Genomic DNA, 21,858 nt, shown 5'->3' on the forward strand with positions numbered 1-21,858 from the left:
GGGCCGAGGCGCATCTGCATCGCCCGCGCGCCTGTCAGGGGCGGATCAGCTCCACTGTGTCGTTGACCTTGGGGCTCCCGGAGATCACTTCAGCCTCCGCGTAGTGGCTGTCGAACAGTTCGACGATGCGCACTTGGCCAACGTTCTCGCGGCGGTAGCGTGGACCGCCGGCCCGCGAATGCCGGATACGGCGCTTGTGCCGGATCACGTCCAGCACCTGCCCGACCTGGGCACCGTCGGCCTGCCCGACACAGACCACAAGCGTTCCGTCCTGCTTTTCCAGCACCTGGCCGCGCATCAACACGTTGTGGCGGAACCCACCCTCGTTCGCGGAGACGACCCCCGGCAATGCGAACGCGAGCGCGAGGGCCAGTGCGGCGACCCAATGGCTGCGATTGGTACCTCGGGGTCTGGAATGGGCGACGTGTGTGACCGTATTCATGGTGTGGACTCCTTAGATGGGCTGCGAGGGGTGGCGGCATCCGCCAGTGGAAGGCGTTTGAGCAGCAACGCGTTGAGGGCGACGATCACCGAACTGCCCGACATCGACAGCGCGGCGATTTCTGGCGACAGCACGAACGGATAGAGCACACCGGCCGCCAGCGGAAAGGCCAGCACGTTGTAGCCCACGGCCCAGCCCAGATTCTGATGCATCTTGCGCAGAGTGGCGTGGGCGATGGTGGTCGCGCGAACGACGTCATAAGGGTCGCTGTGCATGAGCACGATGTCGGCACTCTCGATGGCGACGTCGGTGCCGGCGCCGATCGCGAACCCAACGTCGGCTTGGGTGAGCGCCGGTGCGTCGTTGATGCCGTCGCCCACCATGCCGACCTTGAGGCCCTGCGACTGCAGCTTGATGACCTCATCGGCCTTGCCGCCCGGCAGCACGTCGGCCAGCACGATGTCGATTCCCAGGTCCTGTGCCACGCGCTCGGCCGTGGGGCGGTTGTCGCCGGTGATCATCGCCACCTTGATGTTGCGCCGGTGCAATTCGTCGATGGCCGCGCGCGAGGTCTCCCGGATCGCGTCGGCAATCGCGAAGAAGCCTGCGAGCCGGTCACCCACCCCGGCATAGATCACCGTGCGACCGGCACCGGTGAGGCGCGCAGCCTCCGCTTCCAATACCGAGAGGTCGATGCCGTGCTCGACCATCAGGATCCGGTTGCCCAGCACCACCTGCACCCCGTCAACCACGCCGGTAGCGCCCTGGCCATCGATGTTGGTGAACGCGGTAGCGCGCTCGGCTACCGGACCGGCACGCTTCAGGATGGCCTGCGCCAGCGGGTGCTCGGAGTGCGCCTCGACCGCGGCGGCCGCGGCCAGCAACCGCTCCTGCGTCCAGCCCGGCGCGACCGCCATGTCGACCACCTCGGGGGCGCCGACCGTCAGGGTGCCGGTCTTGTCGAAGATCACCACGTCCAGGCGTGCGCTCTTCTCAATCGATTCGGCATGCTTGAAGAGGATGCCGTGTCGTGCCCCCAGGCCAGTGCCGATCATGATCGCCATCGGCGTGGCCAAACCGAGTGCATCGGGGCAGGCGATGACGAAGACGGTGATCGTCAGCGTGAGCGCGAACAGCAGCGGCTGTCCCAGCCACCAGAACCAGACCGCGAAGGTCAGCAGCCCGATCACGATCGCAGCCAGCACCAGCCATTGCGAGGCGCGGTCGGCGAGCAGCTGCGCGGGCGCCTTGGAGTTCTGCGCGGTCTGGACCAGCTTGATGATCTGCGCCAGTGCCGTGTCGCTGCCGATCTTGGTGGCGGTGTAGGCGAATGCGCCGCTCTTGTTGATCGATCCGCCGACGACGGACTCTCCGGGATCCTTGCGCACCGGCATCGACTCGCCGGTCAGCATGGATTCGTCGACCTGAGAGCTGCCTTCCGTCACGATGCCATCGACCGGGATCTTCGCCCCGGGCCGCACGATCACGGTCTCGCCGACCAGCACTTCAGCGGTGGGAATGTCGAGCTCCTGCCCCTCGCGCCGGACGACCGCGCGGGGTGGGGACAGCTTCAGCAGCGCTTTCATGGCGTCCGAGGCGCCGGCGCGAGCCCGCATCTCGAGCCAGTGGCCAAGCAGGACGAAGGTCAGCAGGACGGCCGAGGCCTCGTAGAAGTTCGGCCCGTCGAAGAAGAACGTCGACGCGATGCTGAAACCGTAACCTGTGCCCACGCTCAGGAGCACCAGGACCGCCATGTCCAGCACACCCCGTCGCAGGGACCGGATCGCGGCGCTGAAGAATGGCCAGCCCGGATACAGCACGGCGCCGGTCGCCAGCAGGAACAACCAGACGTTCTCGCGCAGTCCGAACGGCACCGGCGGCGGCTCTATCAGCCCGCCCATGGGCGACCACACGAATACCGGGATCGCGAAGGCGAGGGCGACCAGGAAGCGGCGGCCCATGTCGCGCGCCGCGGCGTGCAGATCGCTGCCGTGGTTCATGCCCGCATGGGCGTCGTGGCCCCCGGCATCCGTGGCGTCATCGCCGTGGCCGGCGTGGGCGTCAGCGGGGCGCTCTGCGGCCAATTCCTGTCCGTGCCCGGCATGCGCAGCATGGGCGTGCGCGCCTGCGGCGGGGTCGGCATCGGGCATCGGCGCGTTGCATTGGAAGCCGCAGTCGCGGATCGCGGTGGCGACCGCGCCCGCCGACAGGCGGGCCGGGTCGTAGGACACCTGCAGGGTCGCGGTAGCGAAATTCGCGCTGGTGGCGTTGACTCCAGGCAGCGCGGCCACGGCCTTCTCCAGCGTGCGCGCGCAGCCGGCACTCACCATGTCGCCGATGGGCCAGGTGCGCGTGCGCACAGTGGGTTTGTGGACGTGCGTCATCGGGTTTCTCCTTGGGATGGAGCGGGGCCGCGCCGGCGTCGCGGGATGAAGGCCGGCACTTCCTGCATGTAGCGGACGTAGTCGTCGCCGAAGCGGCTCAAGCAGTCTTTTTCCTCACGACGCGCCAGGCGGGCATAGGCCCACACGAGCACTGGATAGCTGGCGAGCGTGAGCAGCGTGGGCCACTGCAGCAGGAAACCGGTCAGCACGAGCAGGAAGGCGACGTACTGCGGGTGACGCATGCGCGCATACACGCCCTCGCGGGCGAGCCGGCCTTCACGCTGTGCCCGATACAGCACCGGCCAGGCGGCCGACAGCAGCCAGAAGCCGCCGCCGATCAGGACGAAGCTTGCGATGTGGAATGGGCCGAAATGCGGGTTGGCGCGCCAGCCGAACCACATCTCGAGCAGATGGCCCGCGTCATGGCTCAGCCAGTCCACCTGCGGATAGTTGGCGCTGAGCCAGCCGCCCAGGACGTACAGCGTCAGCGGGAAGCCATACATTTCCGCGAACAGGGCCACGACGAAGGCGGAGAACATACCGAACCCACGCCAGTCCCAACGGGTCAGCGGTTTGTAGAAGCTCCAGGCGAAGAAGATGAAGAACGCGGCGTTGATGGCGGCGAGGAGCCAAAGACCGTAGCCGGAGTCGGGTGCCTGCATGTCAGTGCCCTCCGTTCGAGGTGTCGGACGTTTCGTCGTTCAGTGCCCGCTTGCTACGGCTCTCATGCTGGCCATGGGGTGTGTCGTCGGCATTGCCGTCGCGCCCATGACTTCCGGAACCTCCATGACCGCCATGCCCCTTGTGCATGAACACATGCATCAAGGGACATAGCAGCAGGATGGCCAGGGGCAACCAGCGAAGCGTCCCCCCAAGGTGGGCGCGGTGCTCGACGGCGAGATAGAACACGGCCAGCGCCAGGAAGATCCAGAAGACCCAGCGTCGGGAGCCTGAGGGGGCAGGACTGGAGGCTGTCATGGCAAATTCTCCTCTGTGGGGCGGCGTCCAAGAAGTCGCCGGGGGGTGGACTTGACGAACCCGCCGCCTTCAGCAGCGGCAACAGATTCGATCAATGCGCAGACGTCATCGCCAGTCGGAATGGAGTCCGGAAGCTCCGCCCAGGCGTGGATGGCACGCTCCATTCGTCCGTGCATGGCGAGCAGCCTGTCCAGTTGTTGGCGGGTGTCGTCGAGCCTGCGCCGAATGATGTCCCGCACAAGCGGACAGGGACTATGTCGCAGCAGGCTGTGGTGGATGATTTCCTCGATTTCCCCCAGCGTGAAGCCAAGGTGTTGCGCCGTGCGAATGAAGTGCAGGCGAAGGAGCTCCGAGGTGGAGAACAACTGGTAGCCGCCCTCGGTATGCGTGGCCGCTTGCAACAGACCGCGCCGCAGGTAGTTGCGCACCACATGCACCGTGACATCGCCCTGCCGTGCCAGCTGGCGGACCGTCATCAGCGGCAGCGTCACTTCTTCCTTGGTCGTCATCGGCTTGCTCCCGGCGAGGTGTTGATCAGGCTAGACCTGTGTCTCGCACACAGGTCAACCGGCCTTGCGGTGGGCGAAGCCAGTAACGCGCGAATTGGCCGTGGACGGACGGATGTTCGCGGCCACAGTTGCATGAGCCGTCGGTCCCTGCCTGCGTTGAACGGCCCCATCACTACTTCTCCTTGGGTAGTGCGGAGGAGGGGTGCGGCTTCCTGGCCAGCTGCCGCTGCTTGATCAGCGAGTACAGCGCCGGGATCACGACCAGGGTGAGGATGGTCGAAGACACCATGCCACCTACCATCGGCGCAGCGATTCGGCGCATGACTTCCGAGCCAGTACCGCTGCTCCACATGATGGGCAGCAGGCCCGCCATGATCGCGACCACGGTCATCATCTTCGGGCGCACGCGGTCGACCGCGCCTTCGATGATGGCCTCGCGCAGGTCCCGTGAATCCAGTGCCCGGCCTTCGGCCTGCCTCTGCGCGGCACGCGCTTCAAGTGCGTGGTCGAGGTAGATCAGCATCACCACGCCGGTTTCCGCGGCGACGCCGGCCAGCGCGATGAAGCCCACGATCACCGCGACGCTGGTGTTGTAGTCGAGCATCCACATCAGCCAGATGCCACCGACCAGTGCGAAGGGCACCGACAGCATCACGATCAGCGACTCGGTGACACGGCGGAAGTTGAGGTACAGCAGCAGGAAAATCAGCGCCAGCGTCACCGGAACGACGACACGCATCTTCTCCGCGGCACGTTGCATGTATTCGTACTGTCCACTCCAGGTCACGTAGTAGCCAGGCGGGAACTGCACCTGCTCGGTGACCGCTTCCTGCGCAGCCTTCACGTAGCGGCCGAGATCGCTCTCTCGGGTGTCGACGTAGATGTACGCCGCCAGCATCGCGTTCTCGGTGCGGATGCTCGGCGCACCCTTCCTGACCTCAATCCGCGCCAGTTCGCCCAGCGGCACCTGGGCGCCGCCGGGCACCGGCACAAGGACTTGGCTGCCTATCCGGTGCGGATCGTCGCGGAGTTCGCGGGGATAGCGCACGATCGCGCTGAAGCGTTCGCGGCCCTGGAGGATGGTGGTGACGATCTCGCCGCCCAGCGCGGCGGCCACCACGTTCTGCACCTCGCCCAGGGTGACGCCGTACTGGGCCAGGCTGCCAAGGTCGGGGGTGATGTCGAGGTAGTAGGCGCCGGTCAGGCGTTCGGCGAACGCGCTGGTCGTGCCCGGCACTTCGCGCACCACGGCTTCGATCTCGGTGGCCAGCGCGTCGAGTTGCTCAAGGTCCGTGCCGAAGAGTTTGATGCCCACGGGCGTGCGGATGCCGGTGGCCAGCATGTCGGTGCGCGCCTTGATCGGCATCGTCCAGGAGTTGGCGACGCCCGGGAACTTCAGCGCCGCGTCCATCTCGGCGATGAGCTTGTCGGTGGTCATGCCGTCCCGCCATTCGTCCTCGGGCTTGAGGTTGATGACGGTCTCGAACATCTCCAGCGGTGCGGGATCGGTGGCCGTCAGGGCACGGCCCGCCTTGCCGAACACCGACTCCACTTCCGGGAAGCCCTTGATGATCCGGTCCTGCTGCTGCAGCAGCTCCGAGGCCTTGGTCACCGACATGCCCGGAAGCGACGCGGGCATGTACAGCAGCGTGCCTTCGTTGAGGGTTGGCATGAACTCGCTGCCCAGCCGCGATGCAGGCCACAGGCTTGCAAACAGGGCGGCCAACGCAAACATGATTGTGGCCATGCGATGCCGCAGAACGACGTTGATCACCGGCCGATAGGCCGCAACCAGGAACCGGTTCACCGGATTCTTGTGCTCGGGCACGATCTTGCCGCGCACGAACAGCAGCATGAGTACCGGTACCAGCGTGATCGACAACAGCGCGCCACCGGCCATCGCGAAGGTCTTGGTGAAGGCCAGCGGCTTGAACAGGCGACCTTCCTGAGCCTCCAGGGCGAACACGGGCAGGAACGAGACGGTGATGATCATCAGGCTGAAGAACAGCGCCGGCCCGACCTCGCGACAGGCATCGATGATCAGCTGGGTCCGGCTGCGGGAGCCGTCGGAGCGCTCGATGTGCTTGTGCGCGTTCTCGATCATCACGATCGCCGCGTCGACCATCACGCCAATCGAGATCGCGATGCCGCCCAGGCTCATGATGTTGGAGTTCATGCCCAGCATGCGCATCGCGATCACCGCGATCAGCACGCCGACGGGCAGCATGACGATCGCGACCAGCGCGCTGCGCGCATGGAACAGGAATACCAGGCACACCAGTGCGACGATCAGGCTCTCCTCGAGCAGCGTCGTGCGTAGCGTCTTGATCGCGCGCACGATGAGATCGGAGCGGTCGTAGACCGCCTGGACGCTGACGCCCTCGGGGAGTCCACTCGCAAGCTGGGCGATCTTGTCCTTCACCCCCCCGATCACGGCCAGGGCGTTTTCGCCGAAGCGCGCAATGACGATCCCACCCACAACGTCGCCTTCGCCGTCCAGGTCGACGATGCCACGGCGCTCATCGGGTACCAGTTCGACCCGGGCGACGTCGCCGATCAGCACCGGTGCGCCCCCTTCGGCGCGCAGAACCAGGCTCTCGATATCCTCGATACCGCGCAGGTAGCCGCGGCCCCGCACCATGTACTCGGTCTCGGCCATCTCGATCACGCGGCCGCCGACGTCGCGGTTGCTCTCGGCGATCACCTCGGACACGCGTGAAATCGGGATGTCGAACTCGCGCAGCCGGACCGGATCGACGGTGATCGAGTACTGGCGCACGAAGCCGCCGACGCTGGCGACCTCGGCCACGCCGGGCGCGGTGGTGAGCTGGTAACGCAGGTACCAGTCCTGCATCGCGCGCAGCTCGTCCAGCGAGTGGCGGTCGCTCTGCAGCACGTACTGGTAGACCCAGCCCACGCCGGACGCGTCGGGTCCCAGTGCCGGTGCCACGCCAGCCGGCAGGTTTTTCGACGCGACGTTGAGGTTCTCGAGCACGCGCGAGCGCGCCCAGTACAGGTCCGTGCCTTCTTCGAAGATGACGTAGATGAAGGAGGCGCCGAAGAACGAGAAGCCGCGGACGTCCTTCGACTTCGGCGTCGCGAGCAGGGCGCTGGTCAGCGGATAGGTGACCTGGTCCTCGACCACCTGGGGCGCCTGCCCCGGGTACTCCGTGAACACGATCACCTGCACGTCCGACAGATCCGGTTGTGCGTCCAGCGGCGTGTTCATCAGTGCGTAGATGCCACCGGCGACAATCGCCAGCGCCATCAGCAGCACCAGGAAGACGTTGCGCACCGACCATTCAACGAGACGGCCAAGCATGTCAGTGCCCCTCGTGGCCGGTGGGGGCGGGCGGAGTCTCTTCCGGGCTAGCCGGCATGGAATGACCGGCGTGCGGATCAGAGGCCTCGTCACCATGACCTGCGTGCGGGTCGGCGGCGTCCTCGCCGTGCCCGGCGTGTGGATCCTCAGCGGTGCCCGAAGGCGCGCCGTGTCCTGTGTGACCCTCAAGACCCTGGAGTGCCGACTGCAGGTTGCTTTCGGCGTCGATCAGGAAGTTGGCGGAGACCACGACCTGCTCGCCCTCGGTCAGGCCGTCGAGGATCTCGATGCGATCGCCGCCGCGCCGCCCCAGGCTGACATCGCGCGGTGCGAAGCGGCCAGGGCCGGTCTCGACCAGCACCACCTGGCGCGTGCCGCTGTCGAGCACGGCCGAGCGCGGAACGGTCAGGACCGGTCCAGCCCCCGGCTCCTCCAGCACCACCGTCCCATACAGCCCGGGCCGCAGGTCGCCAGCGGGGTTGGGCAGGGCGATGCGCACATCCACGGTGCGCGTCATCGCATCGATGACGGGCTGCACGAAGGTGACCTCGCCCTCGGCCACCTGGCCCGGCAGGGCCACGGTTTCAAAGCGGGCCGTTTGGCCGGGCTGGATACCCGCGGCCTGCGCCGCCGGCACCTTGGCGATCACCCACACCTTCGACAGGTCCGCCAGGCGCAGGATGGTTTCGCCGGGCTCGAAACGCGCGCCCTGGACCACCGGCTTCTCGATCACGACCGCGTCCGCGGGCGCGGTGAGCACCAGGCCCGTCTTGCCCATCTGCGCGTCACTGATTTCCCAGTTGCGCAGGCGGGTGCGGGCGGCATCGCGCAGGCGGACCATCGACGCCGCGCTCGCGGGATCGGACCCGGCCAGCCTGCGGGCGGTCTCGTCGGCCAGCCGGTATTCCTGCTGCGCCGCGGCCAGCTGCGGGCTGTAGACGGAGAGCAGCGGCTGCCCGGCGCTGACCCGCATGCCGGTCTGGTTCGCGTACAGCCGCTCCACCCAGCCTTCGAAGCGCGGGGCGATCGCGTACTGCCGGGTCTCGTCGACCTCGACCGTGCCGCTGGTGCGCACGGTAGCGGACAGGGCTCCGCGCTTGACCGCTTCGGTGCGCACGCCCAGCGCCTGCACCTTGTCCGGCGGCAGCACCACCGTGCCCGGTGCCGCCGGCGGTGCGTCGTCGGCATAGACCGGGACGTAGTCCATACCCATCGAATCCTTCTTCGGCACCGGCGACGTGTCCGCCAAGCCCATGGGATTGCGGTAATAGAGCACCTTGCGTTCTGCGGCCGGGCCGTCGATCGACGTGCCCGCGGTCGGGGAGTCGTTCGTGGCGCGGCCGGCAATCCAGCCGACGGCGAGGGCGGCGAGTGCAACGCCGATGGCGAGCGACAGGGTCTGGACACGGGTCATCGGATCTCTCCTTCGATGGCGCGCACGGCGGCGGCGCCCAACAGTTCGTCACGCAGTGCATCGACCCGTGCGAGGTCGGCGCCCTGCCATTCATTGAGTGCTTCCAGCAGCGTCCCGAAGTCGACTTCACCGACCTGGTAGCTGGCCAGGGCGGACTGCCAGGTGGCGTCGGCCTGCGGCAGCAGCGTGTTCTCGATCAGTCCGCGACGCTCGCGCGCGTTGGTCCACTGCGACCAGGCGGAAGCGCCGCGTTCCTCGACGGCCCGCAGCGTGGCGTCCCTGCGGGCAAGCGCTGCGTCTTCGAGCAGGCGCGATTCGCGCTCGCGCTCGCGGCGGGCACGCTGCTGGAACGGGATCTCGACCTCGAACATCAGCTCGGTGCTCTCGATGCCGTTGCCGAACTGCATCGCACCCACGCCCAGGGTGATGTCGGGAAAGCGGTTGCGACGCTGCAGTACCACGTTCGTGCGCGCCGCCTCGGCGCGAGCCTGCTGCGAGCGCACCGCGGGATGCGCATCGGCGTCATCCAGTGCCTCGGCAAGCGAGGCGCTGTGGACGGCGAGGCGCGGCGCCTCGTCGGGAGTCGCCAGCGGTGCATCGGACCGGCGCCCCAGCACCGCGTTCAAGGTGGCGGCCGTCTCCTGCTTGGTCGCGAGGCGTTCGATCCGCTCGCGCTGGAGGCTGGTCTGCTCGACCTGGGCGCGGATGGCATCCTGCTGCGCCGCGCGACCCAGGGCGTAGCGCACGCCGGCCATCTCTTCCACCTGGCGGAGCAGGGCGATGCGGCGATCAAGCACGGCCACGGCCTGGTCGGCATGCCAGTAGCGTGCGTAGGCCGCCTCGGCGTCGGCCAGCAAGTCGCGCGCAGTGGTGAGGCGATCGAGTCCGACCGCGACCGCGTCCTGGCTGGCCGCGGTCCGCGCCAGGGCGCGCTTGCCCCAAAGCGGGAGGCGCTGGCGCAGCGCGTAGTTGACCTCGCGCTCGGCACCGGCGGAGCGCCAGGGCTTGTCCGGATCGAGGCCGCGGAATCCAAGGGAAGCCGTCGGGTCGGGTAGGGCGCCCGCTGGCTGGATCCGTGCTTCGGCGGCCTGGGCCTCGAAGTCCATGGCCCGCAATTCCGGGTTGTGTTCCAGAACCCAGGCGCGGATCGACTCGAGGCTGTGCCCCGGGACGGGTTCGGTGGCGGTCACCGGCAGCGCCAGGGCCCACAAGGCGCCGGCAAGCACGCCGGCAAGAAGGTGCCGGAGCGGTGGCAGACGGCGGGACAGAGGGCGAGGGTGCAGGCGCCTGGCCGGCAGTCGGTCGAACGGGGATGCCATATCAGTGTCCTTGGGCCGACGCGACGCAGGTCGCTCGGACGAGGGCAGGAACACATGCCGTGACGCAGCCACGGCGCGAACGCACAGGACTGCGCCGCACAGACGTGCGGAGCAGTCAGCGTCCAGGCATCAGATCAGCAGGAGTGCCGCTGGATGGGCGGTAGGTCGGTGCCAGGCGGGTCTGGGCGGCGAATCCACCCATGTAGCCGTGACACCTGGCGCAGCATCCGCAATCGCGGCGATCGCAAGCCAGGAGAACCAGGCTTCGGCCAGCAGCGGCGGAATCGAAGGGATGCGCCCACTGTCCGCCGAGATGTCACCCTCGGTGCAGTGCGCGTCGCACACTGCCTTGCTCGCTGAGGGGAGCTCGGCATCGCAGCCGTGGCCATGGTCGTGTCGGGTGTCGGTGGCGGCAGCGACAAACGCCGCCGGCGTGACTGGGAGATCCAAGCAATCGCCATGGCCTGCGAGCGCGAACTGGGACCAGAGCAGGGCCACCATCGCGAGGAGGGCGGTGCGCTGGAACAAGTTCCGATGGCGGATGCGGACCATGGCGTGAGCTTACCTCTTACTGGAACCGATGCAATTGATCCAAGTCAATCCTTGGCCAGGCCCAGGGGCTGGCGCGGCACAGATGTGGTCGGCGAGGACGGTACGGCGGCCGACTTGGCAAGGCGAAGGGCGTTGGCCACCACCGACACCGAGCTCAAGCTCATCGCAAGCGCCGCGACCATCGGGCTCAGCAAGATCCCGAATGCGGGGTAGAGCACCCCGGCCGCGACCGGCACCCCCAGCGCGTTGTAGAGGAACGCGAAGGTGAGGTTCTGCTTCATGTTGGCCACGGTGGCCTGGGAGATCTTCCGGGCGCGCAGGATGCCCCGCAGGTCGCCCTTGACCAGGGTGATCTGGGCACTGGACATCGCGACGTCGGTGCCCGTGCCCATGGCGATGCCGACGTCGGCCGCGGCGAGCGCCGGGGCGTCGTTGATGCCGTCGCCCGCCATCGCCACCCGCCGGCCTTCGCGCTTGAGGCGCTGCACCAGCTCGGCCTTGTCCTCGGGGCGGACTTCGCCATGCACCTCGTCCAGGCCCAGCTCGGTGGCCACGGCCCGTGCGGTGGTGAGCCCGTCGCCGGTGGCCATGATGATGCGCAGCCCGGCGGCGTGGAGCTCGTTGATGGCCGCCGCGGCCGACGCCTTGATCGGGTCGGCAACCGCGACCAGCCCCGCCAGGCGCCCGTCCACGGCCAGGAACATGGCGCTCGCGCCCTCGCGGCGCATCCGCTCGGCCACGTCGACGTGCGCAGCGGGATTGGCGCCCAGGTCGTCCATGAGCGCGGTATTGCCCAGCGCAAGCGCATGGCCGGCCACGGACCCGCGCACACCCATGCCGGTCACCGAGTCGAAGTCCTCCACGCGGTCGAACTCGAAGTTCCGGCGTCGAGCCTCGGCGACGATGGCGTCGGCCAGCGGGTGCTCGCTGCCCTGGTCCAGGCTGGCGGCCAGGTGCAAGACCCGGTCGGCGTCGAAGCCCTCGAAGGCCACGACTTCCTTGAAGGCGGGGCGCCCCTCGGTGAGGGTGCCGGTCTTGTCGACGATCAGGGTGTCGATGCGGCGCATGTGCTCGATGGCCTCGGCGTCGCGGAACAGCACGCCCACCTGCGCCGCCTTGCCCGTGGCGACCATGATCGACATCGGCGTCGCCAGGCCCAGCGCGCAGGGGCAGGCGATGATCAGTACCGAGACCGCGTTGAGCACCGCAAAGGTCCAGGCCGGCTCCGGACCGAAGGAGCCCCAGATAAAGAAGGTGGCCACCGCGATCGCCAGCACCGTGAGCACGAACCAGTAGGCCGCGATATCGGCCATCCGCTGCATCGGCGCGCGGGAGCGCTGCGCCTGCGCGACCAGCTGCACGATCTGCGACAGCACGGTGTCGGAGCCCACCTTGGCGGCGCGGATCACCAGCGCGCCGGTGCCGTTCTGGGTCGCGCCGATGACCTGGTCGCCTGCGGTCTTCTCGACCGGAATCGGTTCACCCGTGAGCATCGACTCGTCGACGCTGGAGCGGCCTTCCACCACTTCGCCATCCACCGGCACCTTCTCGCCGGGACGCACGCGCAGGTGGTCGCCGACGTGGACGTGGGTCAGCGGGATGTCTTCCTCGGTGCCGTCGGCGTTGACCCGCCGGGCTTCCTTCGGCGCCAGGCCAAGCAGGCCCTTGATCGCCGCGGACGTTTTCGAGCGCGCCCGCAGTTCCAGCATCTGGCCGAGCAGGGTCAGCGAAACGATCACCGCCGCCGCCTCGTAGTACACCCCGACGCGCCCATGTTCGGTAAACGACGGTGGGAACAAGCCGGGTGCCAGCGTGGCGACCAGGCTGTAGCCAAAGGCGGCCGCAACGCCAATCCCGATGAGGGTGAACATGTTCGGGCTGCGGTTGCGGATCGACTGCACGCAGCGCTCGAAGAACGGCCAGCCGGCCCACAGCACGACTGGTGTGGTCAAGACCAGCTCGACCCAGGTCTGCACGTCGATCGACAACGGCAGGATCTGCACGTCGCCCAGCACGACACGCGGGAGGTACTGGCCGAACATGGCCAGCACGAGCGTCACCACAGTCAGCGGAAGCGTCCACCAGAACCGGCGCGAGAAGTCGCGAAGTTCCGGATTGTCATCGTCCTCCAGGCTCGGCATTTCCGGCTCCAGCGCCATGCCGCAGAAGGGACAGTTGCCTGGACCTTGTTGCCGGACTTCCGGGTGCATCGGGCAGGTGTAGATGGCGCCGGGCTGTGCCACCTCGGGTTCGTCCTGGGGCGTCAGATAGCGCTCCGGATCGGCCACGAACTTCGCGCGGCATCGCTCCGAGCAGAAGTGGAAAGGTGTGTCGGCGTGGGTCGCATGATGCTGCGTCGTGGCGGGATCGACCTGCATGCCACAGACCGGATCGGTGACCCGTCCATCCGCAGCCTCGACAGGGGCTGCGCCTGCAGAATGGTGATGGTCATGGGACGACGGTGAGTTCATGCCGATGCTCGCTTTAGTGGGGATGGACTGCCAAGGCAGTGTGCCATTGCGGGTTACACAGCTATTCGGGGCTGAGCGTCCCGAGCACTGAAACAACAATCAGGATCAAGATGGCCAGCGCGGCCTCAGCCGTAACACTCTGCCGCAAAGCCCGCACCTCCTGCGCGGGATCTCCGCTGGTCAGCGCTCGTTCCAAGCGCGGCACCAGCGTCCATCGGTGCAGCGCTCCCAAACCCAGCATTCCAGCGAACAGGGCCAGTTTGAACAGCAGCAACTTCCCGTAGGTGCTCTGGAACAGGGCCGAAAACGACCACGCGGTGAGATCCCCGTAGTGCGCGATGCCGGACACGATGAGCGCACCAACGAAGATCGTTCCCAGCGTCGAAAAACCATGCAGAAAGTCATGCGTTGATCGCAGACGCCCGCTGCCGTTCGTCTCTTTGCCGCGCAGCAGCATGGCAAGGAACATCAGGACCGCTGCGATCCAGCCGCCTGCCGCGAGAAGATGGACGATGCCTGCAGCAAGCCGGACCGCGCCTGCCAAGCCCTCGCCAGCGGCGGCGTGGCCGTTCCATGCCAGCGAAGCGAGTGCGCCGCCCGCCAGCATCGCCCCCAGCGGGAAGGCGGTCTCCACCTTCCCGCGGCGACGATGCCATCCGAGCACGAACATCAGGGCGACCAGCAGCGCGCCTCTCGCCATGGCTGCCCGGCCCGCGGACGTCTCGAGCAGATACCAGCCAAGCGATGCGCGATCAACCTCGGCAAGCGGCATTCCCATGATGCCCGCGGTCTTGAAGACGACATCGAGCCCGGTGAGCACGAGACCGGCTACGGCACCCGCCAATAGAACGCCCATGAGTGACCACCCGGCCAAGGCGTCGGCGAGTGCCGATCGACGCGACCCGTACCAACCGAAGAGTGGAACCCCGAAAAGAACCATGATGACAAGGTATTCCAGGAATCTCAGTGCATAAGCCGACAGGTCGAACATTCGCGACTCCTCAGCGCACCGTGAAGCTGAAGCTGCCCGGCATGGGGTGGTTGTCACCACCGACGGCGCGGTATTCCACGGTATAGACGCCCGGAGTCAGCGGCTGGGGCAACTTGGCACGCAGGGTCTTACCGTTGTTGACGATCTCGGTCGTGAAATTCTCGATCGGCATGGTGGAACTGCCGTGCTTCATGAGCAACTTGAGACGCGACGCCCGCGGAATCAATGTTTCGTTGAACACGAGATCGATCTGGCCCGGCGAAGCCACCACCGCATTTGCCGCCGGTGTGGACTGCTGCAGCGCGGCGTGGGCGTGCGCGATCTGCAGGGAGAACTGCCCAGCCGCAATCGCGAGGACGAGCGCGAAGGAGCGAAGGACGTTTGATGATTTCATAGGGATAAATCCTCATTGCGAATGTGATGCAAAGCCCCGTTCGGCGCCGTGCTGTGTTGGATCCGACAAGCGTTAGGTGTCGGGCTGTCACCGAAACCACGGTTGGTCGGCTTTTGATATTTGAGATGAGGATCCCGCCGCTCAGGCGGGATCCTCGACGCGTCAAGCCGCCATGGCGCTGCAGCTTTCCGCGCAACGGCGACAAACTTCGGCGCAGCGCGCCATCTCCGGGTCGTTCATGGCGTCGCATGCTTCGGCGCACTGGCGGCAGATCTCCGCGCAGGCACTGCAAACCACCGAGTGAGCGCTGGCGCCACGCAACATGGCGTCGGCGCTGGTGGCGCAGATATCGGCACACGTCGCCAGCAGGGCGATGTGCTCCGGGGCTGCGTGGGCACCTCCTTTGCTCAGGCAATAGTTGATGGTCTCAAGGCAAATCGCGTGGCATTGCGTGCAGTTGTCGATGCACTCGTTCATGGCCTGAGACCGGTGGTCTTCGGAATGGTGAGTCATGTGGATCTCCTGCTTCATCGCGGACGAGAATCGGCGCGCCCGCAACACCGCCCCCTGTTGCTCTTGCGGATCAATGCTGTGCGAAGGGTTCGGTGGTTCCGTCGTGATGGACCAGCTCGACCGTATACGGCTGCTGGCGTCCTTCCGGGACCTCCATGCCCGGCGAACCGAGCGGCATTCCGGGCAGGACCAGGCCGCGTGCGTCCGGCTTTTCTTCGAGGAGGCGCTTGATGTCCTCGGCCGGGACATGGCCTTCGATGACGTATCCGTCGACCTCGGCCGTGTGGCAGGAGCCCTTTGCATAGGGGACACCCAGGCGCTCCTTGACCGGACCCAGGTCATCCATGTCATGCACATCCACGATGAACCCCGCCTTCTTCACGTGGTCGATCCAGCTACCGCAGCACCCGCAGGTCGGGGTCTTGTGGACGGTCATGCGTGGCAGGGCGGCTGGAGTCGCGTCGGCTGTTTCCGGGACGACCTGTGCAGTGGGCGCGATGGTGGATTGCGCGGGTGTAGCCGCTTGGGTGCAGGCACCCAGGCCGGCGACCGCAAAAGCCGCCCACGCCAGTCGGTTCAATCTGCAGGTTTTCATTTCTGGTTCTCCGCTTAGCGCTTGGTCCGCGAAGACCAGTGGATGTGGGCGATCCGCCAACCGTCGGTGGTCTGCTTCAGCACCATGGTCTCGGTGCTCTGGACGGTCAGTGGCTTACCGTCTTTCTGGGCGTGCAGCTCGCTTTCGGTTCCGACCCATGCGAACTCACCAGCGGTGCGTGCACGCTGACGGAGCAGCTGGCGATGGGCGCCCTTGAGGAATGCCGCATCGCTGACTGCGTGATGACCCAGATATTCCTCGCGGCTGCGCTCGGCACCCCCGGACTCGAGGATGAGGACGTCGGCAGCGAGCAGGGCTTCGACCGTGGCCAGATCGCCGCTAGACAGGGCCCTGTTGAAACGCTCCGCTACGGCGACCGCGGCCTCTGCAGTGACTGGGACGTCGACGTCCGCAGATGCCGCGGCAGCGGGGTGATGTGCGTGCGGCTGTGTCGCCTGCGCCATTGCGGGGGACACGACGGCCAGTGCCAGTGCGAGGGTGAACGAGATTGCTGTTGCGTTCATTGCGTGGGCTCCAAGGAGATCAATGGGTGTGCGCATGGCCGTCATCGGCCACGGGCGTGTGTGGTGCAGGGTGCGACTCCACCTTGCCGTCGGGATGGCCGTGGCTCACCAACCCGACTTCCGTGTCGCTGGGTGTCGGGCCGTGGTGATCGTCGTCCACGCCCGGCGGGTGCGCATGCGGCATGGAGTTGTTGCCCGGCTCGAATAGGGCAGGGTGATCCTCGGCCTTTTCGTCGTCATGGTGGCCTTGCGTCTCGCCGCCGCCATGCGAATGACCATCACTGCTGGCCACCAACGCCTGGTAACCGGCCTTGTCCAGCGTGGGCAGCTTCTGCAGGAAGGCCGACATGTTCCAGATGAACTCATCGTCCATGCTGCCGCCCCACGCGGGCATGCCGCTGGCCTTGATGCCGTGCTTGATCACCCAGAACGCCTCAGCTGGAGCGACCGACTGTTTGCTTAGGTTCGGTGGCGCGGGGTACAGGCCCTTGCTCATCTCGGTGGCCGCCGCCTCTGGCGAAAGATGGCAGGTCACGCACATGGCGTTGTAGTTGCCCGCACCCTGGCGGATACGCTCAGGATCATCCAGGTTCGTGGGCACCTGAAGCTTGGCGGCGCGCACCTCAATGGAACGCTCGCGCGCCGTTTCAAGTAGCGCATACACCGGGCGACTATGCGGATCGTCGGCGGCCACGTTGTACACGCCCAGAGAGACCGTGGCAGTTGCCGCGACCGCAACCAATCCCACGCCGGCACCGAGCCATACCCACATCCTTTTGTTGGATTTCATTGTCAGTTCCCCTTAGAACCAGATACGAAGGCCGATGACCAAGCGCGTGTCTTCAAAGGACTCGCCATGCTCGCGTCGCATGTCTGCGGTATTGCCAAACGCGCGCTCGTACACCACGCCGATGTAGGGAGCGAACTTTCGGGTGAACTCATAACGAAGTCGTAGCCCCGCCTCAGCGGTACTCAGACCCGAACCTATCCCGCGCAATGGATCGTTCTTGCCATAGGCGGTGACTTCCACCAGCGGCTGCAAGATCAGCCGGTTGGTTAGCAGCAATTCGTACTCGGCCTCGACATTGGCGGCAGTCTGGCCCCCTTCGCCGAGATAGGCTGTGGCGGACACTTCGAACTTCATCGGCGCCAAGCCCTGTACACCGATAGCGGCGAAGTTTTGAGATGCCCCAGGCTTGAAGTCATGACGCACACCGGCCACCACATCCCACCACGTGGAGATACTGCGGCCGTAGAGCACTTCCAGATCAGCCGACTCGGTCTGACCATCCGTGCGTTCGCCTTCACTGCGGAGCCAGACGCGATTGAGGTCCGTACCGATCCAAGCCTGGCCCTCCCAGCCCAGCCCGGTGCCCGGATCGGCATCCCAGGCTTCCAGGCGATTGAGCAGCACGTAGCTCTTGATCGAGTTGTCATGCACCGGATGCGCGTGTTCCGGCGCGATGGCCGCCTTGCGATCCGCGTCCGTCACCGCGGGTATCGGGGTGCGCGGCTGCGTTGGCACTGCAGGCCCGTGTCCCATCTGACTGTGGTCCATGCCCTGCATCGACTGTGTCTGCGCTTTGGGCGTTGCGGGCGTGCTCGGAGGCGCGCCGTGCCCCATCTTGGAATGGTCCATCCCCTGCATCGCAGGCGTGGCCGTACTAGAGGTGTCGGCTGCAGCGGGCTGTGCCATCTGACTGTGATCCATGCCCTGCATCGACTGCGCCTGTGCTGTGGGCGCCGCAGGTGTGCTCGCGGGCGAGACGTGCCCCATTTGCGAATGGTCCATGCCCTGCATGGCAGGCTCGGCTGCTTTAGCCTGCGGCGCGGCGTGGCCCATCGTCGCATGATCGATCGTCGCTTCGCTCGGCTTGGCCGGTGTTGCAGGCTTTTGGGCTGGCGCAGGTTTTGATGTCGGCGCCTGTTGTGCAGAGTGATCCTGAGTCTGGGTCTGCGCGCCCTGCTCCATCGGCATGGAGCCGTGCTGCATGGATTGGGCGCTGGCCGCATTGGCCAGGGCCAGCGAGATAGCCAGCGTCAGCGCAGTCAGGGTGGTATCGCGTCTATTGATGTTCATTCGTCGACCCTCACCGTGCGCATCATTCCGGCTTCCATGTGATAAAGCAGGTGGCAATGGAACGCCCAGCTGCCCAACGCATCGGCACGCACGCGATACGTGCGTCGGCTACCCGGCGGCATATCCACCGTGTGCTTGCGCACCATGAAGTTGCCGTTGTCGTCCTCCACGTCACTCCACATGCCGTGCAAATGGATGGGATGGGTCATCATCGTGTCGTTAACCAATACGATGCGCATACGCTCGCCGTAGTTCAGCCGCAGCGGCTTGACATCGGAGAACTTCTGACCGTTGAAGCCCCAGGAGAATTTCTCCATATGTCCGGTCAGATGCAGCTCGATCTCGCGACCGGGGTCGCGTCCGTCAGGGTCTTCAAAGGTGCTCTTGAGCATGGAATACGTCAGTACATGACGGCCGTTATCGCGCAGGCCATTACCCGGATCATCCAAGCGCGAACTCACGCTCATGGCCTGGTTGTCCAACAGGGGATTGTTGGTCTCGCTGGCAGGGTGTGATTGCATGCCCCCGTGCTGCATGCCTGCCATGGCACCATCGCCGGCGGCGGGCATCGCATGGCCTGCATGGGCCGAGGTCGCGTTACCGCTGGCAGGTGGGGTCATGCCAGGCATGCCCATGGCCGCACCACAGCCGCCTTCCATGCCCTTGCTGCCGCCAGACATATCCATCGATCCATGATCCATGCCCATGTCTGCCATCGTCAGCAGCGGCCGGGGATCCACAGACGGAACGGGCGCGCGTAATCCTTCGCGCACGGCGAGCGTGCCGCTGACGTAGCCGGTGCGACCGGAGTCTTGGGCAAAGATGGTGAATGCGTCCTGCCCGGAGGGCTCCACGATCACATCGAAGGTTTCTGCTACCGCGATGCGGAACTCGTCGACGGAAACCGGATGGACATACAAGCCATCTGCTGCCACCACGGTCATCTTTAGCCCCGGAATACGCACATCGAAGTACGTCATGGCAGAGCCATTGATGAAACGCAGGCGCACCTTCTCGCCACTGCGGAACAAACCGGTCCAGTTGCCCAGCGAGGTCGTGCCGTTCATCAGGTAGGTGTAGGTGTTGGCGTTGACGTCGGACAGATCCGTGGGCGTCATCCGCATCACGCCCCACATCTTGCGATCTTCCAACGTGGCCGACAGGCCGTTGCGCTTCACATCGCGCGCAAAATCGCCGACCGTGCGCTTGTAGTAATTGTCATGGCCCGGCATCTTCTTCAAACGATCGAACAGGGCCGTCGGGTCCAGGTCTGTCCAATCGCTCAGCATCACGACGTAGTCGCGATCGAAGCTGAAGGGCTCCGGCTCCAATGGGTCGATGATGATCGGGCCATAGAGCCCGGCTTGTTCCTGGAACCCCGAGTGGCTGTGGTACCAGTAGGTGCCGCCCTGATGCAGGGTGAACCGGTAGTGGTAGGTCTCACCACGTCCGATACCGTCAAAGCTCAGGCCCGGCACGCCGTCCATGTTGGCCGGCAAAATGATGCCGTGCCAATGGATGGAGGTGTCCGCGCCATGGAGGGAGTTAGCGGGCAATGCATTGGAGACACGCAGGTTGACCGTGGTGCCTTCCCGCCAACGCAGCAACGGCGCCGGAACGGACCCATTGACGGTGATCGCGGTGCGGGTCTTGCCGGTGAAGTTCATCGGCGTCTCGCCGATGGTTAGGTCAAACTCGGTGCCCGATAGTACGTTGGGTTGTCCCGGGCCCTTGAGCGCCCAACTGGCTTTGGGCCAGAAACCTAATCCTGCGACTGCGCCTCCCAAGGCCAAGCCCTGGACAAATCGCCGCCGCGAAGGTAGCAGCGGCGGTCCACCGTGTGGACCACGAAAATCATCATGCGACATGAAAATGCTCCAAGCGTCGTGTTGCCACCGGCGGGCGGTGGTACAGAGCGGGCGGCTGGCCTATAAATAGGCATGCAAGCCACACCAACGGCGCCATTGCGGCGCTTAGGGACGCTTAGCCGATCGGTGGTCGGATCAGATGAGGCAAGGCAGGTGCCGCATGCCCTAGGGGCAGCAGCATGACATCCAGGCCCAAGGCCAGTTGCACCGAAACATGCAGGCGCGCCGGAAGTGCGCTCGCGCACGCGTGTACGCAGGCGCACCGGCACGCAGAAGACTTGCAACAGTCGGGACCGGCATGGTCGCCATGCCCAGTGCCAGCCCTTTCAATCGAGGTGGCATCGGGATGATTCTCAGCACTGTGATGGGCGACGCAGTCTTCGTCGCCTTGCACCGCGGCAGCCACTTCGCTGGCCTGCGCTTCCATGGCCGGGTTCATACTGATCGACGCAAATGCCGACCACGCGCCGTTAAGCACGAGCATGACGATCAGGAGCAGTCGCAGTAGAAGTGAGGAGGCTGACACGGGCGACATTGTAAATCACTTTAGACAAGGCGCGTGTGTATCGGTCGTGAACAAAATCTCAAGTAGGCCTGAGATGCCGCCACTTGTCAGTCGCACTAGTCACGGCCACTGCAGCTCCCTCCAGGAGCGCCCAATGGGCGGGTTGAGGCGAAGGGTTGCCCATAGGGCTAGCGCTTGTTCGGTTTACTTCTCGGGTGTGGCCTCGATCAGCTTCACCAACTCCCGCTTCTGCTGCTTGCTTAGCGAGCCCCAGCGCAGGAGCAACTTGGCCAGCAGATCATCGTCGGTGTAAAGGAAGGCGGCGGGGATCCCCAACGCTTGGGCCAACCGCTCAGCAGTCTCCAGCTTGGGCTCGTGCTTGCCACGTTCGTACTGGTTGACTCGGGGGCTGGCCACGTAAGGATCCAGACCGGCCCGGATGCCCAACTCCTTCTGCGACAAACCCGTGTGCAGGCGGGCTTGTTGGAGGCGTCGAGCGAAGGTCGGTGTTGAGTCGACGGACAAAGTCACGCGCACCCCCCATGGAAACCCCATAAGGATGGCGGATGTGGGGTTAAGCCGAGATACGTGCAAAAATGCCCCCCAGAATTTTTTTTTCTTCCGTGAAATCATTTGGTTGCCGGATTTTTGTTGGTACCTGAACTGTCGGCGCGATCGGGCCGCAACTGCGCCAGCAACTGCGCCAAGGTGTCCTGGCGCACACCGGCACGCAACGCTTCGGCCTCGGCTTGTTCACGCCGTTCTCGCTCCTTGGCCAAGTCGGCGTGAGCATTGGCCAGCTTGACCCGTGCGCTCTCCAACGCTTGGGCGTCCTGGGTCCAGCGTGCCAGCAAGGCCTGGTACTCCGCAGCCGTAAGCCGCAGCGCTGACCCACCCCCAGAAAACTGGTGCAGGCTAAAGTAGAGACGTCGGTAGCATTGGGCCCCGTGACAAACGAGGATTCAGGCATGAAGAAGTCGCGTTTCACCGAGGAGCA

At 65.7% G+C, this 21,858-nt stretch carries 20 protein-coding genes and 1 pseudogene; all 21 read right to left on the minus strand.

Annotation, left to right across the window (positions count from 1 at the left end):
- Nucleotides 1-34 precede the first annotated feature (34 nt).
- On the minus strand, nucleotides 35-442 hold the full coding sequence (locus ACVOMF_RS04240) for a hypothetical protein (RefSeq protein ID WP_049436410.1): 408 nt from the start codon (nucleotides 440-442) through the stop codon (nucleotides 35-37).
- Complete coding sequence (locus ACVOMF_RS04245) at nucleotides 439-2,826, minus strand: heavy metal translocating P-type ATPase (protein ID WP_049404642.1); 2,388 nt, start codon at nucleotides 2,824-2,826, stop codon at nucleotides 439-441. The genes ACVOMF_RS04240 and ACVOMF_RS04245 overlap by 4 nt, the downstream gene beginning before the upstream one ends.
- A complete protein-coding gene (locus tag ACVOMF_RS04250) occupies nucleotides 2,823-3,488 on the minus strand; it encodes a methyltransferase family protein (protein WP_017357195.1) in 666 nt (221 codons plus the stop codon). The genes ACVOMF_RS04245 and ACVOMF_RS04250 overlap by 4 nt, the downstream gene beginning before the upstream one ends.
- Before the next feature lies 1 nt (nucleotide 3,489).
- A complete protein-coding gene (locus tag ACVOMF_RS04255) occupies nucleotides 3,490-3,804 on the minus strand; it encodes a DUF2933 domain-containing protein (protein ID WP_065427866.1) in 315 nt (104 codons plus the stop codon).
- Nucleotides 3,801-4,313 (minus strand): MerR family transcriptional regulator, encoded by a 513-nt coding sequence (locus tag ACVOMF_RS04260; RefSeq protein ID WP_017357196.1) that lies wholly within the window; start codon nucleotides 4,311-4,313, stop codon nucleotides 3,801-3,803. The genes ACVOMF_RS04255 and ACVOMF_RS04260 overlap by 4 nt, the downstream gene beginning before the upstream one ends.
- A 172-nt stretch (nucleotides 4,314-4,485) precedes the next feature.
- Complete coding sequence (locus ACVOMF_RS04265) at nucleotides 4,486-7,635, minus strand: efflux RND transporter permease subunit (protein ID WP_049404640.1); 3,150 nt, start codon at nucleotides 7,633-7,635, stop codon at nucleotides 4,486-4,488.
- A gap of 1 nt (nucleotide 7,636) precedes the next feature.
- Nucleotides 7,637-9,049 carry an efflux RND transporter periplasmic adaptor subunit gene (locus ACVOMF_RS04270; RefSeq protein WP_049404637.1) on the minus strand — a complete coding sequence of 471 codons (1,413 nt, stop codon included), beginning with the start codon at nucleotides 9,047-9,049 and terminating at the stop codon, nucleotides 7,637-7,639.
- Nucleotides 9,046-10,239, minus strand: a complete 1,194-nt coding sequence (locus ACVOMF_RS04275; RefSeq protein ID WP_481508164.1) for a TolC family protein — start codon at nucleotides 10,237-10,239, stop codon at nucleotides 9,046-9,048. Before ACVOMF_RS04275 ends, ACVOMF_RS04270 begins: the two co-directional genes overlap by 4 nt.
- Nucleotides 10,240-10,497: 258 nt before the next feature.
- Nucleotides 10,498-10,920 carry a hypothetical protein gene (locus ACVOMF_RS04280; protein WP_049404632.1) on the minus strand — a complete coding sequence of 141 codons (423 nt, stop codon included), beginning with the start codon at nucleotides 10,918-10,920 and terminating at the stop codon, nucleotides 10,498-10,500.
- Nucleotides 10,921-10,964: 44 nt separating this feature from the next.
- Nucleotides 10,965-13,391: a heavy metal translocating P-type ATPase gene (locus tag ACVOMF_RS04285; RefSeq protein WP_481508165.1), complete on the minus strand. Its 2,427-nt coding sequence runs from the start codon at nucleotides 13,389-13,391 to the stop codon at nucleotides 10,965-10,967.
- A 61-nt stretch (nucleotides 13,392-13,452) separates the two neighbouring features.
- Nucleotides 13,453-14,382: a copper homeostasis membrane protein CopD gene (gene copD / locus ACVOMF_RS04290; RefSeq protein ID WP_017354978.1), complete on the minus strand. Its 930-nt coding sequence runs from the start codon at nucleotides 14,380-14,382 to the stop codon at nucleotides 13,453-13,455.
- A gap of 10 nt (nucleotides 14,383-14,392) precedes the next feature.
- On the minus strand, nucleotides 14,393-14,776 hold the full coding sequence (gene copC, locus ACVOMF_RS04295) for a copper homeostasis periplasmic binding protein CopC (protein WP_017354979.1): 384 nt from the start codon (nucleotides 14,774-14,776) through the stop codon (nucleotides 14,393-14,395).
- 162 nt (nucleotides 14,777-14,938) lie between these two features.
- Nucleotides 14,939-15,289: a four-helix bundle copper-binding protein gene (locus ACVOMF_RS04300; RefSeq protein WP_026070601.1), complete on the minus strand. Its 351-nt coding sequence runs from the start codon at nucleotides 15,287-15,289 to the stop codon at nucleotides 14,939-14,941.
- A 70-nt stretch (nucleotides 15,290-15,359) separates the two neighbouring features.
- On the minus strand, nucleotides 15,360-15,884 hold the full coding sequence (locus ACVOMF_RS04305) for a DUF411 domain-containing protein (protein ID WP_481508166.1): 525 nt from the start codon (nucleotides 15,882-15,884) through the stop codon (nucleotides 15,360-15,362).
- A gap of 14 nt (nucleotides 15,885-15,898) precedes the next feature.
- The gene (locus ACVOMF_RS04310; protein ID WP_026070602.1) at nucleotides 15,899-16,408 is read right to left on the minus strand and encodes a nuclear transport factor 2 family protein; all 510 of its coding nucleotides are present in this window, start codon (nucleotides 16,406-16,408) and stop codon (nucleotides 15,899-15,901) included.
- 19 nt (nucleotides 16,409-16,427) lie between these two features.
- Nucleotides 16,428-17,198 carry a c-type cytochrome gene (locus tag ACVOMF_RS04315; RefSeq protein ID WP_026070603.1) on the minus strand — a complete coding sequence of 257 codons (771 nt, stop codon included), beginning with the start codon at nucleotides 17,196-17,198 and terminating at the stop codon, nucleotides 16,428-16,430.
- Between the two features lie 12 nt (nucleotides 17,199-17,210).
- On the minus strand, nucleotides 17,211-18,488 hold the full coding sequence (locus tag ACVOMF_RS04320; protein ID WP_481508167.1) for a copper resistance protein B: 1,278 nt from the start codon (nucleotides 18,486-18,488) through the stop codon (nucleotides 17,211-17,213).
- Entirely contained in the window at nucleotides 18,485-20,356 is a 1,872-nt protein-coding gene (locus tag ACVOMF_RS04325) for a copper resistance system multicopper oxidase (RefSeq protein ID WP_017354985.1), read from the minus strand. Before ACVOMF_RS04325 ends, ACVOMF_RS04320 begins: the two co-directional genes overlap by 4 nt.
- Before the next feature lie 115 nt (nucleotides 20,357-20,471).
- On the minus strand, nucleotides 20,472-20,891 hold the full coding sequence (locus tag ACVOMF_RS04330) for a CopL family metal-binding regulatory protein (RefSeq protein WP_481508168.1): 420 nt from the start codon (nucleotides 20,889-20,891) through the stop codon (nucleotides 20,472-20,474).
- Nucleotides 20,892-21,065: 174 nt separating this feature from the next.
- Nucleotides 21,066-21,494 carry a helix-turn-helix domain-containing protein gene (locus ACVOMF_RS04335; RefSeq protein ID WP_425477767.1) on the minus strand — a complete coding sequence of 143 codons (429 nt, stop codon included), beginning with the start codon at nucleotides 21,492-21,494 and terminating at the stop codon, nucleotides 21,066-21,068.
- Nucleotides 21,491-21,748, minus strand: a pseudogene (locus ACVOMF_RS04340) (DNA-binding protein); the annotation flags it as partial. The pseudogene ACVOMF_RS04340 and the gene ACVOMF_RS04335, both read right to left, overlap by 4 nt.
- Nucleotides 21,749-21,858 lie beyond the last annotated feature (110 nt).

The sequence above is a fragment of the Stenotrophomonas sp. STEN022 genome (assembly GCF_056760155.1).